Annotated in this window: 16 protein-coding genes; 9 read left to right on the top strand and 7 right to left on the bottom strand. The window is 68.8% G+C overall.

Going from position 1 to position 17,035, the window contains the following annotated elements; genetic code table 11:
- Window positions 1–21 precede the first annotated feature (21 nt).
- The 9 genes from VJ673_RS01525 to VJ673_RS01565 all read left to right on the top strand — a co-directional run bounded on the left by VJ673_RS01525 (window position 22) and on the right by VJ673_RS01565 (window position 10,599).
- Window positions 22–1,455 (top strand): aminotransferase class I/II-fold pyridoxal phosphate-dependent enzyme, encoded by a 1,434-nt coding sequence (locus tag VJ673_RS01525; protein WP_324124247.1) that lies wholly within the window; start codon window positions 22–24, stop codon window positions 1,453–1,455.
- Window positions 1,456–1,466: 11 nt separating this feature from the next.
- Complete coding sequence (locus tag VJ673_RS01530) at window positions 1,467–2,444, top strand: peptidase U32 family protein (RefSeq protein WP_324124248.1); 978 nt, start codon at window positions 1,467–1,469, stop codon at window positions 2,442–2,444.
- 11 nt (window positions 2,445–2,455) lie between these two features.
- On the top strand, window positions 2,456–3,406 hold the full coding sequence (locus tag VJ673_RS01535; protein ID WP_324124249.1) for a peptidase U32 family protein: 951 nt from the start codon (window positions 2,456–2,458) through the stop codon (window positions 3,404–3,406).
- Window positions 3,407–3,488: 82 nt separating this feature from the next.
- Window positions 3,489–4,445 carry a peptidase U32 family protein gene (locus VJ673_RS01540; RefSeq protein WP_324124250.1) on the top strand — a complete coding sequence of 319 codons (957 nt, stop codon included), beginning with the start codon at window positions 3,489–3,491 and terminating at the stop codon, window positions 4,443–4,445.
- Window positions 4,435–5,373 carry an ABC transporter substrate-binding protein gene (locus VJ673_RS01545; RefSeq protein ID WP_324124251.1) on the top strand — a complete coding sequence of 313 codons (939 nt, stop codon included), beginning with the start codon at window positions 4,435–4,437 and terminating at the stop codon, window positions 5,371–5,373. The genes VJ673_RS01540 and VJ673_RS01545 overlap by 11 nt, the downstream gene beginning before the upstream one ends.
- Before the next feature lie 5 nt (window positions 5,374–5,378).
- Window positions 5,379–6,359, top strand: a complete 981-nt coding sequence (locus tag VJ673_RS01550) for a peptidase U32 family protein (protein ID WP_324124252.1) — start codon at window positions 5,379–5,381, stop codon at window positions 6,357–6,359.
- Window positions 6,356–8,947 carry a PEP/pyruvate-binding domain-containing protein gene (locus tag VJ673_RS01555; RefSeq protein ID WP_324124253.1) on the top strand — a complete coding sequence of 864 codons (2,592 nt, stop codon included), beginning with the start codon at window positions 6,356–6,358 and terminating at the stop codon, window positions 8,945–8,947. Before VJ673_RS01550 ends, VJ673_RS01555 begins: the two co-directional genes overlap by 4 nt.
- A complete protein-coding gene (locus tag VJ673_RS01560; RefSeq protein ID WP_324124254.1) occupies window positions 8,910–9,746 on the top strand; it encodes an SDR family NAD(P)-dependent oxidoreductase in 837 nt (278 codons plus the stop codon). Before VJ673_RS01555 ends, VJ673_RS01560 begins: the two co-directional genes overlap by 38 nt.
- A 4-nt stretch (window positions 9,747–9,750) precedes the next feature.
- The gene (locus VJ673_RS01565) at window positions 9,751–10,599 is read left to right on the top strand and encodes a fumarylacetoacetate hydrolase family protein (protein ID WP_324124255.1); all 849 of its coding nucleotides are present in this window, start codon (window positions 9,751–9,753) and stop codon (window positions 10,597–10,599) included.
- A 27-nt stretch (window positions 10,600–10,626) separates the two neighbouring features.
- On the opposite strand, the gene VJ673_RS01570 is transcribed toward VJ673_RS01565, so the two are convergent.
- The 7 genes from VJ673_RS01570 to VJ673_RS01600 all read right to left on the bottom strand — a co-directional run.
- Window positions 10,627–11,058 (bottom strand): GFA family protein, encoded by a 432-nt coding sequence (locus tag VJ673_RS01570; RefSeq protein ID WP_324124256.1) that lies wholly within the window; start codon window positions 11,056–11,058, stop codon window positions 10,627–10,629.
- Window positions 11,059–11,185: 127 nt separating this feature from the next.
- Complete coding sequence (locus tag VJ673_RS01575; RefSeq protein ID WP_324124257.1) at window positions 11,186–11,920, bottom strand: ABC transporter ATP-binding protein; 735 nt, start codon at window positions 11,918–11,920, stop codon at window positions 11,186–11,188.
- Window positions 11,910–12,686 carry an ABC transporter ATP-binding protein gene (locus tag VJ673_RS01580; RefSeq protein WP_324124258.1) on the bottom strand — a complete coding sequence of 259 codons (777 nt, stop codon included), beginning with the start codon at window positions 12,684–12,686 and terminating at the stop codon, window positions 11,910–11,912. Before VJ673_RS01580 ends, VJ673_RS01575 begins: the two co-directional genes overlap by 11 nt.
- Window positions 12,683–13,783, bottom strand: a complete 1,101-nt coding sequence (locus tag VJ673_RS01585; RefSeq protein WP_324124259.1) for an ABC transporter permease subunit — start codon at window positions 13,781–13,783, stop codon at window positions 12,683–12,685. Before VJ673_RS01585 ends, VJ673_RS01580 begins: the two co-directional genes overlap by 4 nt.
- Before the next feature lie 17 nt (window positions 13,784–13,800).
- Window positions 13,801–14,733 carry a branched-chain amino acid ABC transporter permease gene (locus VJ673_RS01590; RefSeq protein ID WP_324124260.1) on the bottom strand — a complete coding sequence of 311 codons (933 nt, stop codon included), beginning with the start codon at window positions 14,731–14,733 and terminating at the stop codon, window positions 13,801–13,803.
- Between the two features lie 268 nt (window positions 14,734–15,001).
- A complete protein-coding gene (locus VJ673_RS01595) occupies window positions 15,002–16,117 on the bottom strand; it encodes a branched-chain amino acid ABC transporter substrate-binding protein (protein WP_324124261.1) in 1,116 nt (371 codons plus the stop codon).
- A 534-nt stretch (window positions 16,118–16,651) separates the two neighbouring features.
- A partial coding sequence (locus VJ673_RS01600; protein WP_324124262.1) for an ABC transporter substrate-binding protein occupies window positions 16,652–17,035 on the bottom strand: 384 nt, incomplete at its 5' end.

Below are 17,035 nucleotides of genomic sequence, written 5' to 3' on the forward strand. Positions count from 1 at the left end.
CAACGACGGAGGGAGCGTGGGATGGATTTCGTGACGCCGCAGCTGGCCGTGGGCAGTCGCGCAGAAGCCGCCGATGGGGCCGCGCTGCAAGCGGCGGGCATCGACACGCTGTTGTCGCTCGCGCCGCTCCCGCGGCCGGGGGACGTGCCGCTGCAATTGAGCCTGGCGGTGGCCGATCGGGCGCCCTTGCCGGCGGCGACGATCCGCACGGCGGTGGATTTCCTGTCCGGCCGCATTGCCGCCGGCCACTGCGTGCTGATGCACTGCGAGATGGGGATCTCGCGCTCGCCGGCGCTCGCGGCCTGCTATCTCCACGAAGCGCTCGGCCTGCCGCTGGAACTCGCGTTTGCCCGCGTCGTCGCGGCGCGACCCGTCGCCGAGCCCCATCCCCTGCTCGTCGAGGCGATCCATGCGCACTACGCGGCAAGCGGCGAGGCGGTGGCGGAGCTTTCCGGCAACGAAAACCCCTTCGGACCCTCGCTGCGGGCGCGTGAAGCGATCGCGCAGGCGCTGCCGGGGCTGCACCGTTATCCGGCGTCCGACGCCTCCGAACTGCGTGGCGCACTCGCCGATCGGCTCGACCTGCCTGCGGGGCAAATCCTGATCGGCAACGGCGCCTGCGACCTGATCGATCTCGCGATGCGCGCGCTGGTCGGTGCCGGCGGTGAGGTGCTGATCCCCGACCCCGGCTTCCCGGCCTACCGTTCGGCCGCCGCGCGGGTGGGCGCCGCGGTTGTCACCGTGCCGCTCGCGGGTAGCGAATACTCGGTCGATGCCTATCTCGCGCGCCTGAGCCCCGCGACGCGCCTTGTCGTCGTCGCCTCGCCGCACAACCCGACCGGGACGCTGATGAGCCCCGAGGCCTGGGGCCGGCTGCGCGGCGCCTTGCCAGCGGGCGCCGTGCTGCTGCTCGACGAGGCCTATCGCGATTACGTCGCGGACCGGCCGCTGATCGATGCCGCCGCGGACGTGCGGCGCGGTGCGCCGGTGCTCGCGCTGCGCTCGCTCTCGAAGGTCGAGGGGCTTGCGGGGCTACGCATCGGCTACGGCTTCGGGCCCGAGGCGCTCGTGCGGCAACTCGCCGGCCTGTGTCCCCAGTACCACGTCGGTTCACTCGCGCAAGCGGCGGCGCTCGCGGCCTTGGCCGATGAGGCACACCGCCGCGACTGCATCGCCGCCAACGCGCGCGAGCGCGAGCTGTTGATGACGGGCCTCGCACGCCTGGGCGTCGAGTTCGTGCCTTCGGCGGCGAATTTCGTGCTGCTGCGCGGCCCGCGCGATTCAGTGGCGCGCCTCGCCGCCCGCCGCATCGCGGTGAAGTGCATGGCGCGCTACGGCCTGCCCGGACACATCCGCGTCAGCGTCGGCCTGCCGGCCGACAACGCGCGCTTTCTCGTCGCGCTGGGCGAACTGCTGCGCGAAGACCACGAATGCCGGGACGCGATCCCGGCCTGAAGGAGACAGAAATGGCAATGATGATGGCCCCCGGCGGCACGCTGGAGATGGCGCAGACGGTGCTCGACGAGGGCGCCGACGCGGTGTATGTCGGCGTCGTCGGCTGGAGCCGGCGCGGCGCGCAGGACGAGCTCGACGACGACGAGATCCGCCGCACGATCGACTACGCGGCGGCGCGCGGCAAGGAGGTGCGCATCGTCGTCAATACGCTGCCGAGCTCGACCGAACTGCCGATGTTCGTCGAACGCGTCGAGCGCTACGCGGGTTGGGGCGCGCAGGGCTTCATGATCAGCGACCTCGGCGCGATGCGGCTCGTGAAGGAGCGCCTGCCGCACGTGAACGTGCATACCAGCGTCGGCTGCGGCATCACGAACTACGAGGACGTGCGCTTCCTGCGCGAACTGGGCGCCGACTACGTCGTGCTGCCCTATCGCCTGTCGGTCGAGGAGATCCGCCAGATCAAGCAGGCGGGCGACGTCGGCATCGAGGTCTTCCTGTTCAAGACGCCGTCGGGCGGAAAGATCTGCCCGGGCAAATGCAACATGAGCAGCTATTTCAGCTTCCGCCGCTGGCTCGACGCTCAGGGCAAGGACCACTTCTTCGGCTCGGCCTCGCGTGGCGGCGACTGCCTGCGCGTGTGCCAGACGGAATGGGACTTCAACGTCGACGACATCGATTACCGCCTGCCGATGACGATCAAGACCAATCCGGCGCTGTGGCTGGAGGAGCTGCCGGACTACCTTGCTGCGGGCGTCGACTGCCTGAAGGTGCCTGGGCGCGACCGTTCCACGGTGCTCGTGCGCGACATCGTGCGCGTGTATCGGCGCGCGGTCGACACGATCCTCGGCTCCGACCGGCCGGATCTCACCCCCTTCGCCTCCGAACTCGAAACCCTGCGCGGGCGCTGGATGACAGAGCGCAGCAAGCGCGACAACCGTCTGCTGCGCCAGGCGATCGACGAATCGCGGCGCACTGCCGCCACCCTTTGAGGAGACAGAACATGTTCGAACTATCCACCGACGTCGGCAACCTGAAGGAACTGCGCGAAGGCGACTTCTCCGCCTACGACGCGCTCTACCTCGGCGATTTCTCCTGTCCCGACTATCCGAACAACTTCAGTTCGCACCCGGAACTGCTCGAAGCCGGCCTCGAGATCGTGAAGTCGCGCGGCCAGAAGGCCTACCTGCGGCTCTACGCGGTGCCCGGCAACGACGATCTCGGCTGGGTCGAGGACCTGATCGACACGGCGCTGGAGCTGCCCTTCGACGCCCTCGAAGTGCATAACCTCGGCGTGCTGCGCATGCTCAACGAGAAGAACTGCCGCCTGCCGGTGCATCTCGGCGTGTTCGGCAATCTCTACACGCACGAGACGGCGAAGGTGCTGAAGAACTACGGCGTGACGCGCGTGTATCCCAACCCCGAGCTGTCGCTCGCCGAAGTGCGCTACATCGCCGAGCACGCCGATGTCGAAGTGCTGGTGCCAGTGCACGGCAAGATCCCGCTCGTGATCTCCGAGACCTGCTTCATCCTCGAACACAGCGGGGACGGCGAAGAGGAAGGCGGCCAGTGCGGCGACGGCAGCTGTTCCTACCAATGCACGCAGGAACACTGGCTGAAGCGCGGCCGCGGCGACGGCAGCCGTGCCGACTGGTCGCTGAAGGACACCGGCCGCATGACGCTGTCGGGCAAGGACCTCTGCATGCTCGAACACGCGACGACGCTCGCCGGGATGGGGCTCGCGCATTTCTACGTGCACAACAAGGGCGAGGCGCCGGGCTACGCGGCGGCCGTCGGGAGCATCTACCGCGAGGCGCTCACGCGCGCCTTCGCCGGCGCGCCGGGCGCTGATCCGGCGTCAGCACTCGTGACGCTCACTGCCCTTGCGCGCGAAGGGCTGTGCAACGGCTATTACTTCGAGGGCGCCGGCCAGCGCTACATCGGGAGAGCCTGATGACGCCCCCACGCTCACTTTGTTCGCGGCCCCCCGAGGGGGCGCAGGCCTCCCTTGGGGCGGCCCGGCGGGAGGCCTGACCATGCCCAAGCTGCTTGCCCCGGCCGGCTCGCTGGAGATGGCGCGCGCGGCGGTCGATGAGGGCGCCGACATCATCTACGTCGGCCCGCTCGGCTTCTCGCGTCGGCCCTATGAATCGGAGATGAGCGACGACGCGATCCGTGAGGCGGCGGCCTACGCGACCGCCCGCGGCGCCGAACTGCGCGTCGTGCTCAACACCTATCCGACCCCCTACGACTTCGGCCGCTTCCTCGACAAGGCGCTGCAGTACGCGGCCGACGGCGCCTCGGGCTTCATCGTGACCGACGTCGGCCTGCTGCGCGCACTGCGCCGGGAGATCCCGGGCACGGTGCTGCACGTGAGCATCGGCAGCGGCATCAGCAACCTCGAAGACGCCGCCTTCTACCGCGACGCGGGCGCCGACGTGATCATCCTGCCCTACCGCTGGGACGTCGCGGAGATTGAAGCCCTGCGCCGCGCGAGCGACATCGGGCTGGAGACCTTTCTCTTCGAGACGGTGCAGACCGGCAAGCTCTGCCCCGGCAAATGCATCATGAGCAGCTACCTGCGCTTTCGCGACTGGCTGGCGGTCGAGGGCAGCCGCGACTTCCACGGCAGCGCGAACCGCGGCGCGAAGGAGTGCTACCGCGTCTGCCAGGCGAACTGGGAATTCGGCGTGCCAGGTGAGCTGCCAGTTGAGCTCAAGCTGCGCCGCGACGCGCGCCTGATGCTCGCGCAGCTGCCGGGCTTCGTCGCGGCCGGGGTCACCTGCTTCAAGCTCTCGGGCCGCGAACGACCTGTCGGCATGATCCGCGATCTCGTGCGCTTCTATCGCAAGGCGATCGACGAGGTCGTCGGCGGTGCGCACAGCCTCGATCACCACGCCGAGGAACTCGCCGAACTGCGCCTGCGCTGGGTGCGCGAAAAGTCGAAACGCGTCGATACGCTGATGGACCGGGCCGCCAGCTATGTTGCGTGACGCGCGGCAAGACACGCTGCCGGTGCTGCGCGCAGCCTTCGAGGCGACCGGAAGTGGTGCTTGGCTAATGCGCGCCATCACCGCCTGCGGGCTGGACCATGCGAACGGCTACCGCCTCGAACTGCAGCTCGGCGATGACCGCATGCGCGGCCAGCGGCAGGCGACCGAGGCGCGGCTGATCGACGGCGAGGTGGACGTGATCGACACCGACTGGCTGTCGCTGCTGCGCCACCGCGCCGCCGGCCAGCCGCTGGTCGCGGCTGCACCCTATGGCGCGATCTTCGGCGGCCTCGTCGCGCCGCGCCACAGTGGCTTGCGCGGTCTCGCCGACCTCCCCGGCAAGCGCATCGGCGTCGTCCATACCGAGGACAAGAACTGGCTGCTGTTGCGTGCGGCGTGCCGACGGCGCCACGGCTTCGACCCGGCCGAGGTGTCGGACTGCGTCGCAGCGGGCTCGAAGACCGCGCTGTGCGACGCTTTGCGCGGCGGCAAGCTCGACGGCGCCCTGACGTACTGGCACCAGGTGCCGGCCCTCGTCGCCGAGGGCGACTTTCGCGAAGTCTGCGACCTTGTCGACCTGCTGGCGGCCTTTCCCTCACGCCGGCCACCCGTCCCGACGAGCTTCTTCGTGCTGCACGAGGCGGTGCTGCATTCGGCGCCCGAGCTCGCGCAAGGCTTCGCCCGCTCCGTGCGCGACGCGGCGGCGCGGCTGCGCGCGGACGTCGGCCTGTGGTCGCGCGTCAGCGGCACGCCCGCCGGAAGTTGGTCCGGTGCGGCCCTGCGGCGCAAGTGGCTCGCGCGCGTTGGCCTGCCCTGGGTGCCCGAGATGGCGGAGCGGCTGCAGGAGCTCGCCGAGCTGATGGCCCCGCCCGGTGCGCCCCAACATGAACTGCCTGCCGGTAGCCTCGCCGCCGGCTTACTCCTTTGAGGTGAATGATGACGGTCCTGATGGCCCCCGGTGGCACGCTCGAAATGGCGACGGCTTCGCTCGCACGCGGCGCGGATTCCGTCTATGTCGGCCCGCGCGGCTGGAGCCGGCGCCCCGCGACCGACGAACTCGACGACGGCGCGATCGCCGAGTTGATCGCCGAGGCCGGGCGCGACGGCAAGGATGTGCGCGTCGCGATCAACGTGATGCCGGCCCCCGACGAGGTCGGCCTCTTCCTCGACCGCGTCGCGACCTTCGCCGCGATCGGCGCGGCCGGCGTGATGATCTGCGATCCTGGCCTGATCCCGCTCGTGCGGCAGGCTTTCCCGACGCTCGACATCCACGTCAGCGTCACCGCCGGCGTGTTCAACGTCGAGGACGTGCGCTTCTATGACCAGCTCGGCGCGGACTACGTCGTGCTGCCCTATCGCTGGGGCGTCGAGGAGGCGGCGCAGATCCGCGTCGCGAGCCCGATGAAGCTCGAAGCCTTCCTGTTCCAGAACCCGCACCGCGGCCGCATCTGTCCTGGGCGCTGCTATTCGAGCAGCTACTTCCACGTCAAGCACCTGCGCGGCGACGACAACAAGGATCTCTACCTCGGTTCGGCCGCGCGCGGCGGGAGCTGCTACCGCATCTGCCGCGGCCAGTGGTCGCTGACCGCGGGCGGACAGGCGCACCCGGACTCGCCGCGGCTGAAGTCGAGCCCCGAGCTCCTGCTGTGGGAGGTTCCGGAATACATCGCGATGGGCGTCGAGCGCTTCAAGGTGCCTGGCCGCGAACGCAGCACGCCGCTCGTCGCGGACATCGTCGGCTTCTACCGGCGCGTGATCGACGCCGCGCTCGCAGGCGATGGCGTCGACGGCTTCGCCCTCGAATGGCTGGAGCTGAAGGCGCGCTGGACCGGCGAACGCGAGCATCGCGACGACACGCGCATCCTCGGCGCCGAGCGGGCGGGCAGGACGAACCAAGCCGGGGCGCTCGCGTGACTGCATCCGCCGCGGATCGCTGGATCCTCGACCTCGGCGAGCTGACGCCGGGCGATGCGCGCGCCGTCGGTAACAAGGCGCTGCGCCAAGGGCTGATGCTCGCCGCGGGCTTCCCGGTGAGCCCCGGATTCTGTGTGACCGCCGATGCCATCGCGGCCTGGCGCCTGGGCGGTGCGGCAAGGGAGATCGTGAGGCAGGCCGCCCTCGACGCCTACCGCAAGCTCGGTGGCCGGGTCGCCGTGAGGAGCTCCGCGATCGAGGAGGACGGCGATGCCGCGAGCTACGCCGGCGTCTACGCCACCGAACTCGGCGTGCAGGGCGAGGCGGTGCTCGTCGCGGCGCTGGAGCGCTGCATCGCCTCGTGGAGCGAGCCCGCCGCGGTCGACTACCGCCTGCAGCTCGGCCATGTCGACGCCGCGCTCGCGATCCTCGTACAGCAGCTCGTGCCGGCGATCGCGGCGGGCATCGCCTACACGCGCGCGCCGCTCGACGACAGCCGCCACGAAGTGCATGTCGATGCCGTCTGGGGCCTCGCCGAGCCGCTCGCCGCCGGCCAGCACGTCGGCGACAGCTTCGTGCTGTCGCACACGGGCCGCCTGCTGCGCCGGCGTATCGGCAACAAGCTGCAGGCGCTCGCCGTCGACGGCTTCCATCCGGTGCGTCCCGAGCGCGCGCGCGTGGCCTGCCTGACGCCGGCCCAGGCGCGTGAGGTCGCGCAGCTCGCGATGCGCGCGGAGGCGCTTTTCGGCGCGCCTCAGGACGTCGAATTCGCGCTCGATGCCTGCGGTCTGTGGATCCTGCAGGCGCGCCCCCTCGTTGCGGCGCGGGCGGCGGGCGGGGCGGGGCTGGAGCGCTATCTTGCGGCCGAACGGCGGCGTCTTGCCGCGAAGTTCGTCGAACTGCGGCGGCGCGGCATATTGAAGGGCACGGACGTGGTGTTGAGCAACGGCAACGTCGGCGAACTGCTGCCGACGCCGACCGAGATGAGCTTCGGCCTCTTCCGGGACATCTTCGCCGGCCGCTTTGGTGCGATCGTCGCGGGGCGCAAGCGCCTCGGCTATCGCTTCGATGCGCGCTGCGTCGACTACCTCTACGAGCGGGCCGCCGGCCAAACCTGCTTCAATCTCGAAGTCGATGCCGCGACCTTCGGAATCGACGGCGAGGTGCCCATTGAGAAGCATCTCGCCGCCATCGCCGCAGACCCCTCGCTTGCAAACTACCCGGAAGTGCGGCTCTACGGCCGCGGGCGGACTGACGCGCAGGCGCTCGCCGCACGCGAACGCTTCGGGCAGGGCATGCTCGCGGCGGCCCACGATTTCCGCGCCCGCTTCGAGCACGAGATCGCTCCCGCGCTGGCGGTGCCGGCGAGACTCGCGGCCGAGGTCGAGGCCACCGACCCGCAGCGCGTCGTGCGTGCCGTCTCCGGCCTGATCCGCTTCCTGCGTACCGGCCCCTGCGTCGAGTTCGTCGTCGCCGCGCGCCTCGGCTTCCACTTCGCCGCCGAAGTGCGCAATCGACTCGAAGCGGCCTTCGGGGCGGAGGGCGAAACCTTGTGCTCTCGCCTGCTGTCCGGGCTGCCCATGAGCCTCGTGACGCGCCAGGCGTTGTGGCTGGAGGAGGTCGCGCAGGGCCTGCGCAGCCGCGCGGATTACCTCGCGTCCTACGGCCACTGTGCCGACAACGAGCTGGAACTCGCCGAACCGCGGCTCGCCGAAGCGCCCGAGCGGCTCGAGGCGCTGCTCGCCAACCTCTCCGCGAGCGGGCGCCATCCCGCCGCCGAATTCGCACGGCAGCAGGCCGAGAGGAGGGCCGCCGAAGCGGAGCTCGCGAAGCGCCTCACGGCGGCCGGCTTCACCGCCGCTGAAAGCGCCGAGCTCTTCGAAGCCCTCGGATTCGCCCAGCACTTCCTGCCGCTGCGCGAAACGATCAAGCATCACTACACCGTCGCCCATGCGCTGATCCGCCGCGCCGTGCTGCGGCTGTCGACACGGCTCGACTGGCCGGACGGCCTGATCTTTCACCTGCATCCGCGCGAGCTCGCCGCAGTGCTGCGCGACCCCGCGGCCTTGCGTCGCCGCGCGGCGCGACGGGCCGACGAACACGCGATGGCGCGGCTCGCGGCGCGACTGCGTTGCGTGCCGGCCGTCGTGTTCGGCTCGCGGCTGGACGAGATCGGCATGCCAACCGCGCGTCCGGCTGCCGGCGGCCGCGCCTGGAGCGGCGAGCCGCTGTCGGCCGGCAAGGTCTGTGGCGTCGCGCGCGTCTTCGCGACCGGTGATAGTGTCCCCGCGGACGGCTGGCGCGGCGACGAAATCCTCGTGCTGCGCGGCGCGAACCTTGGCGTCACGCCGCTCTTCCGCCTCGTCGCGGGTCTTGTCGTCGAAGTCGGCGGGCTCCTCGCCCACAGCGCCTGCCAGGCGCGCGAAGCCGGCATCCCCGCCGTCGCGCTGCCCGACGCCACCCGCCTGATCGCCGATGGCGCGCCGATCGCCCTCGACGGCTGCAGCGGCCGCATCGCCCTGCTCGATCCCCCATCCGGAGTGTCCGCTCATGCCTCCCGTCTCGAACTGCCCACCGCCACGGTTTGACCTCGACGGTCGCATCGCCCTCGTTACCGGCGCCGGTGCCAACGGCGGCATCGGTCACGCCCTCGCATTGGGCCTCGCACGCGCCGGCGCCCGCGTCGCAATCGCCGACATCGACGCCGAGGGCCTCGCGATGACCGCGCGCGAACTCGCCGAACTCGGCCCCGCGTCGCTCGCGCGCGTCGCCGACATCGCGGTCGCCGAAGACGTCGATGCGCTCTTCACCGCGGTCGACTGCGAGCTGGGCCGCCTCGACATCCTCGTCAACGTCCCTTTCGCCTTCCCGTCGCGCGTGCGCCCGCACGAACTCGCCGCGAGCGACTGGGAGCGCATGCTCGCCGTCAACCTCACCGGCTACTTCCTGTGCTGCCAGGCGGCGCTCAGGCACATGCTGAGGGCGGGGCAGGGCAGCATCATCAACATCGGCTCGAACGCGGGCGAGACCGCGCTCGGCCGCGGTGCGCTGCCCTACAGCTGCACCAAGGCCGCCGTGCATCAGATGACGCGCGAGCTCGCGGTCGAGTATGGCGGCGCCGGCATCCGCGTCAACGCGATCCTGCCCGCGCAGACCCTCACCCCCGGCCTGCGCGCGCACCTGGAGACCCCGCGCTTCCGCGACCACGTGCTGCCGCGCATCCTCGCCGGCCTGCCGCAGGGGCGGCTGCTCGACCCCGAGGATTACGTCGGTCCGGCGGTCTTCCTCGCGTCGGACGCCGCGCGCGCCGTCAATGGCGTGCTGCTGCCGGTCGACGGCGGCAATCTCGCGATGAATGCGGGTGGCAGCCACACCTGGCCAGGGTGATGCGATGAAGCTCGTCCGCTACGGTCCGCGCGGCCGCGAACGGCCCGGCCTGATCGACGCCGACGGCGTGCTGCGCGACCTCTCCATGTACGTGCGGGACTTCGACGGCGCGTCACTCGCTCCCGCGCGCCTCGCCGCGCTACGCCGCCTCGCTCCGCAGGACCTGCCCGCCGTCCGCGGCCGTCCGCGACTGGGCGTGCCGGTCGCCGGCGTCGGCAAGATCGTCGCCATCGGCCTCAACTATCGCGCGCACGCCGCTGGCGGCCACACGCTGCCGGAGGAGCCCATCCTCTTCCTGAAAGCGACGAGCTCCTTGTGTGGCCCGCACGACCCCGTACGTCTGCCGCAGGGCGCGACCCAGGGCGACTGGGAAGTCGAACTCGCGATGGTGATCGGCCAGCGCGCCGCCCGCGTATCCGCCGAGCGCGCCCTGGATTTCGTCGCCGGCTATAGCGTCGCCAACGACGTCTCCGAGCGCAGCTACCAGTTCGACCGCGGCCCGACCTGGGACAAGGGCAAGAGCTGCGACACCTTCTGCCCGCTCGGGCCCTGGCTCGCCACCCGCGACGAAGTGCCCGACCCCCAGGCGCTCGACCTCTGGCTCACCTTCGACGGCGAGACGATGCAGCGCTCAAATACCGCCGACATGCTCTTCTCCTGCGCGGAGATCGTCGCCTTCGTCAGCCGCTTCATGACGCTCCACCCCGGCGACGTGATCCTCACCGGCACCCCGCCCGGGAGCGGCTTCCTGCAAACTCCGCCGCGCTTCCTTCGGCACGGCGCGCGGATGCGCCTGGGGATTTCCGGCCTCGGCGAGCACCGCTCGAGGGTGGTCGCCGGCACCGCTCGCTGAGGCACGAGGCCCGCACGCAACGGGCGTTCAGCCGTCTATGTGCAGCTCGACATCCGAAAACCACACTTCCTTCCACCGCGCGACCTTCTGATCGGCGCTCAGCGTCTGCGGAGAGACGCTCCTGGCCTCCGCGAAAGGCGCATCGCCCTCGACGACTCGGCTATTGACTGTCGCGTACATCTGCCCGTCCTCCTCGTAGGCCACGCCGACCAGCACCGCACAGTCCTTGCAGTACAGGAACTCGGCGCGTCCGCTGCCCTGTCGGTAGCGACCGAGCGCTTCCGCGCGGGCATGGATGCGCAGCCGCCCGCCGGGATCGGAAAGGTAGGCCGCGCCGTGCTTGCGGCAGAAATCGCAGTCGCAGGCGCGCGGCGCGTAACTTCCGGGCGGACGCGGCAGGTCGAGTTCGATGCGCAGGCCGCCGCAATGGCAACCTCCTTTCAGCGAATGGGAGCTCATGTCCGGTTCCTCGGGTGGGGCGGCGCGATCGCCGTGCAGGGTATCAGCGGCGATTGTAGGACCGTAGACGGACAACGGGCGCGGAACCTGAAGGCCCCGCGCCCGTTTCCTTCCTTCAGTCTTCCGCTTACGCCGCTTCGCCCAGATACGCCGCGCGCACCTTCGGGTTCGTCAGCAACTCGGCGCCGGAGCCGGTCAGCGTGATCTTGCCCGATTCCATCACGTAGGCGCGTTGCGAGAACTCCAGCGCGAGGTTGGCGTTCTGCTCGACGAGCAGCACCGTCACGCCTTCCTTCACGACCGACTGCACGACCTCGAAGATCTTCTCGACCACCAGCGGCGCGAGGCCCATCGACGGCTCGTCGAGCAGCAGCAGCTTGGGGCGCGACAGCAGCGCACGCCCGATCGCGACCATCTGCTGCTCGCCGCCCGACAGCGTGCCGGCGGTCTGGTTCAGGCGTTCCTTCACGCGCGGCAGCATCGAATACACGCGCTCCATATCCTGCTCGATGGCGGCCTTGTCGTTGCGCGAGTAAGCCCCCATGCGCAGGTTTTCCTCGACCGTCAGGCGCGTGAAGATGCCGCGGCCTTCCGGTACCAGCGCGATGCCGCGGCGCAGCCGCTTGTGCGCCGGGAAGACGTGGACCTTCTCACCCGCGTAGAGGATCTCGCCGCCGGCGATGCGCAGGCTGCCGGCGATCGCGTTCAGCGTCGTGGTCTTGCCGGCGCCGTTCGCGCCGATCAGGCTCACCAGTTCGCCGCGGTAGAGTTCCAGGTCGATGCCCTTGACAGCCTGGATGCCGCCGTAGGCGACTTTCAGGCCGGCGAGCTGGAGCAGGGGAGACGTGGGATTAGTGTGCATGCTTTTGGCCTCCGCCCAGGTAGGCGCTGATGACGGCATCGTTCTTCTGGACTTCCGCCGGGACGTCCTCGGCGATCTTGCGGCCGAAGTCGAGCACCGCGACGCGGTCGCACAGGCCCATCACCAGTTTCACGTCGTGTTCGATCAGCAGCACCGTGATGCCGTCGCTGCGGATCTGCTCGATCAGCAGCTTGAGCTGACCGGTCTCGGTCGCGTTCATGCCCGCCGCGGGCTCGTCGAGCGCCAGCAGTTGCGGCTCGGTCGCGAGCGCGCGGGCGATCTCCAGGCGGCGCTGGTCGCCGTAAGACAGGTTCTTCGCCTGCGCGGTGGCGAAGCGCTCGATGCCGACGTACTTGAGCAGCTCGTATGCGCGCTCGGTCGTCAGGCGCTCTTCCTCGCGCGTGTGCTTGTTCTGCGTGAGGATGCCGAAGATCGTCGCGTTGGTGCGGATGTGGTGGCCCGCCATCACGTTTTCCAGTGCGGACAGCTCGCGGAACAGGCGGATGTTCTGGAAAGTCCGCGCGATGCCCTGCGCGACGACGAGGTGCGGCTTGCCGCTGGGCAGCGGCGTCGCGTTGAACGTGAACTCGCCGCCGTCGGGCGTGTAGGCCCCGGTCAGCACGTTGAAGAAGGTCGTCTTGCCGGCGCCGTTCGGACCGATCAGGCCGTAGACCTCGCCCTTGCGGATCGTCAGCGAGACGTCCGAGAGCGCCTGCAGGCCGCCGAAGCGCTTGCCGATGTTGCGGGCTTCGAGCAGGGTGATCATTGCGTCACCCCCTTCGACTTCAGGTGCTTGAGGTGGGAGTAGCGGGCGGCGGCCGGGATCAGGCCTTCGGGGCGGAGCAGCATCATCAGGATCATGGCGAGCGACAGCAGCAGCATGCGCAGCACTTCGGGGTCGAGGATCACATGGCCGAACAGCGCGTTCTGCACCGGCGTGGCGATGTGGCGGAGGATTTCGGGCAGCGCCGACAGCACGATCGCGCCGACGATCGCGCCGGCGATGTTGCCCATGCCGCCGAACACCACCATCGTCAGCACCGCGATCGATTCCATCAGCGAGAACGATTCGGGCGACACGAAACCCTGGAAGGTGCCGAACAGCACGCCCGACACGCCGCCGAAGGTCGCGCCGAGCGAGAACGCCAGCAGCTTCAGGTTGCGCGTGTTGATGCCGATCGCCTTGGCGGCGAGCTCGTCGTCGCGCATCGCGGCCCACGCGCGACCGACCCGCGACACCTGCAGGCGCGAGATGAACAGGATCGCACCGGCGACGCAGGCGAGGAACAGGTAGTAGTACAGGAACAGCGAGTTGATCGACAAGTCCTCCGTCACCTGGATGTTCTGCGACAGGTCCCAGCCGAACAGGATCACCGGATCGAGCGAGTTGATGCCCTGCGGCCCGTTGGTGATATTGACCGGATAGTTCAGGTTGTTCATGAAGATCCGGACGATCTCGCCGAAGCCGAGCGTGACGATCGCGAGGTAGTCGCCGCGCAATCGCAACACCGGGAAGCCCAGCGTAATCCCCGCCATTGCCGCGAAGCACGCCGCCAGCGGCAGCACGATGTAGATCGGCAGGTGCAGGTCGAAGTGCGGCGACGCGAGGAAGGCCGCCGTATACGCGCCCACCGCGTAGAACGCGATGTAGCCCAGGTCGAGCAGGCCGGCGAAGCCCACGACGAGGTTCAGGCCCAGCGCGAGCAGGATGTACAGCATCGCGAAGTCGATCACGCGCACCCAGGTGCGGCCGAAGCTGATCGCGATCAGCGGTGCGATCAGCGCGATCGCGACCACCACCCAGCGTGCGGCGAGCGGGTTGCGTTTGCCCAGCCAGGGAACGGCCAGTGCGAGTTCATTCATGGTTGGAGTCTCCCGCGTTATGCCCGGTCGGACACGCGTTCACCCAGCAGGCCGGTAGGCTTGAAGATGAGCACGAGGCCGAGAATGATGAAGGCGAAGATGTCCTGGTAGGACGAATTGAGGAAGCCGAAGGTCGCCTGCTCGATGTAGCCGGCGCCGAAGGATTCGACCAGCCCGAGCACGATGCCGCCCAGCATCGCGCCGCCAAGGTTGCCGATGCCGCCCAGCACCGCGGCCGTGAAGGCCTTCAGGCCTGGCATGAAGCCCATGCCGTAGTGGGCGATGCCGTAGTTGCTCGCGAACATCACGCCCGCGACCGCGGCCAGCGCGGCGCCGATGACGAAGGTGGAGGCGATGATCAGGTTGGTGTCGACGCCCATCAGCGCCGCGACGCGATGGTTCTCGGCGGTCGCGCGCATCGCGCGGCCGAGCTTGGTCTTGGTGACGAGCAGGATCAGCCCGGCCATCATCAGCGCCGACACGGCGATGATCGTGATCTGGATCGGCGTGATGAACACGCCTTCGACCGGCTGCAGCGGGGTCGTCGAGATCAGCTGCGGGAAGGTGTGATAGTTGCGGCCCCACACGATCATCGCCAGCGTCTGCAGCAGGAAGGAGACGCCGATCGCCGTGATCAGCGGTGCCAGCCGCGGCGCATTGCGCAGGGGACGATACGCGAGGCGCTCCATCAGGAACGCGAGGATCATGCACACGCCGACCGCGGCGAGCAGCGACAGCCCGAGCATCGCCATCGGCGACATGCCGGGGGCGACATCCATCAGAAGCATCATCGTTTGCAGTGCGGTGAGTGCGCCGACCATGACGAGGTCGCCGTGGGCGAAGTTGATCAGGCCGAGAATGCCGTAGACCATGGTGTAACCCAGCGCCACCAGCGCATATACGCTGCCGACGACGAGGCCATTGACCACTTGTTGCAGAAAGATTTCCATTTTTACCCTCGGGATATCGGGTCGAAGCCGCTCAGCGGCGGGTGGGACGGGGTGACCGTTGCGGAGAGCATCCGCTGCTGGGGCGCGAGCGCCGCGCGCAGGGTTTGCGCACGCGGCTGGCCGGATACCTGTGAGGCAGCCGAGGCCGGGTGTTGAAGGAGGTACATCAGCTCAGGTGTCGCCGTGGTGAAAAACTCGAAAGGGGCCGCAGCCGGTACTGCCGGCCGCCGCCCCCCGCGTAATGCCGCCCGGGGGGCGGCAGGATGCATTACATCGCCGCCCAGGTGCCGTTCTTGTACTGATACACCGTGACCGCGCCGTCCTTGATGTCGCCCTTGTCGTCGAAGGCGATCGTGCCGGTGACGCCCTGGAAGCTGATCTTCTTCAGCGACGGGAGGTACTTCGACGGTTCGGGCGAACCGGCGGCGGCCATCGCGTTGATCAGTGCCATCGCCGCGTCGTACGCATACGGCGAGTAGATCTGCACGTCGGCGTTGAAGCGCTTCTTGAAGCGATCGCGGAACTCGGCGCCGCCAGGCATCTTCTCGAGCGGCAGGCCGGCCATCGAGCAATAGGCGTTGGAGCCGATCGCGTCACCCGCGAGCTTGATCATCTCGGGGCTGCAGCCGCCGTCGCCGGTCACGAACTTGGCTTCGACGCCGAGCTGCTTGAGCTGGCGCAGCATCGGGCCGGCCTGCGCGTCCATGCCGCCGAAGAAGATCACGTCGGGCTTGGCGCCGCGGATCTTGGTCAGGATCGCGTTGAAGTCCGTCGCCTTGTCGGTCGTGAATTCACGCGCGACGACCTTGCCGCCGCCCGCCTTGACGGCCTTCTCGGTTTCGTCGGCGAGACCCTGGCCGTAGGCCGTGCGGTCGTCGATGATCGCAACCGTCTTCGCGGCGAGCGGGCCGGAGATGAACTTGCCGAGCACGCTGCCCTGCTGCACGTCGTTCGCGATCGTGCGGAACACCGCCTTGTAGCCCTGATTGGTCAGCGTCGGGTTGGTCGCCGACGGGGTGATCACCGGGATGCCGGCCTGGTTGTAGATGCGCGACGCGGGGATCGTGGTGCCCGAGTTCAGGTGGCCGACGACGCCCTTCACGCCGGCATCGACGAGGCGCTGCGCGACCGTCGTGCCGGTACGCGGGTCGGCCTGATCGTCTTCGCCCATCAGCTCGAACTTGACCTTCTTGCCCCCGATCGTGATGCCCTTGGCGTTGGCATCCTCGACCGCCAGACGCGCGCCGTTTTCATTGTCCTTGCCGAGGTGCGAGATGGTGCCGGTGAGCGGCGCGACGCTGCCGATCTTGACGACCATTTCCTGGGCCTGGGCGGCCGACAGGCCGAAGCCCATGATGGCCAGTGCGACGACGGTTTTCTTCATAGCGTTCCTCCAGCGAAATCGATTTTGATTGCCTGCCAGCGCGCCGCCACCGCCCGGGTGTGAGCTGCGGATGCCACTGCCAGGATGCTGCTCTTGTTAGCGCTTTTCGATTCGCTCCTCCGGGGTATGACCAAGGTCAGTACCGGCGGGGCTGAAAAGTGCGCGTATTCTGCCCAAAAACCGCGCGGTGGTGCGTGATGCCGTCGGCTTGCATGCAGATTGCAGGTCCTGCGATGCAGCAAAGCAACGGCCTCGTCGTCCTTCCGCATTGCGACGCGGCGATGCCCATTCCTTGTATACCCAATATCCATGGGGTTTTTCGGGGAAAGAGGTGGTATTCGGACGCATTGCGCACCGCACAAACCATGCCATATTGTGGTTTTCCCTAATACAGGGCCCGCAAAACGCCGGAAATCCCCCTGTCGTGACTGCGCCCGAAAAAAAGGGGCGCCGCGGCGCCCCTTTGTGGTTCGTGTTCTGCGCCCCGCGCACATGATCGGTGCGTGCGCGAATCGCATATTCGGCTCAGCCGATTTAGTTCAGCGCATCCCACTTGCCGTTCTTGAACTGATACATCGTGATGCCACCGTCGCGGATGTCGCCGTTCTTGTCGAAGGCGATCTTGCCGGTGACGCCCGAGAAGCTGAGCTTCTGCAGCGCGGGCAGGTACTTCGCCGGCTCGACCGAGTCGGCGGCCTTCATCGCTTCGATCAGCGCCATCGCCGCGTCGTAGCTGTAGGGCGCATAGAGCTGGACGTCGGCCTTGAAGTGCTCCTTGAAGCGGGTCTTGAATTGCGCGCCGCCGGGCATCTTCTCCATCGGGATGCCGGCCTGCGTGCAATACGTGTCGCCGCTCATCGCGTCGCCGGCGAGCTTGATCATCTCGCCGGTGCAGGTGCCGTCGCCGCCGAGGAACTT

Source organism: Aromatoleum sp. (assembly GCF_035254505.1).
Taxonomy (GTDB): Bacteria; Pseudomonadota; Gammaproteobacteria; order Burkholderiales; family Rhodocyclaceae; genus Aromatoleum.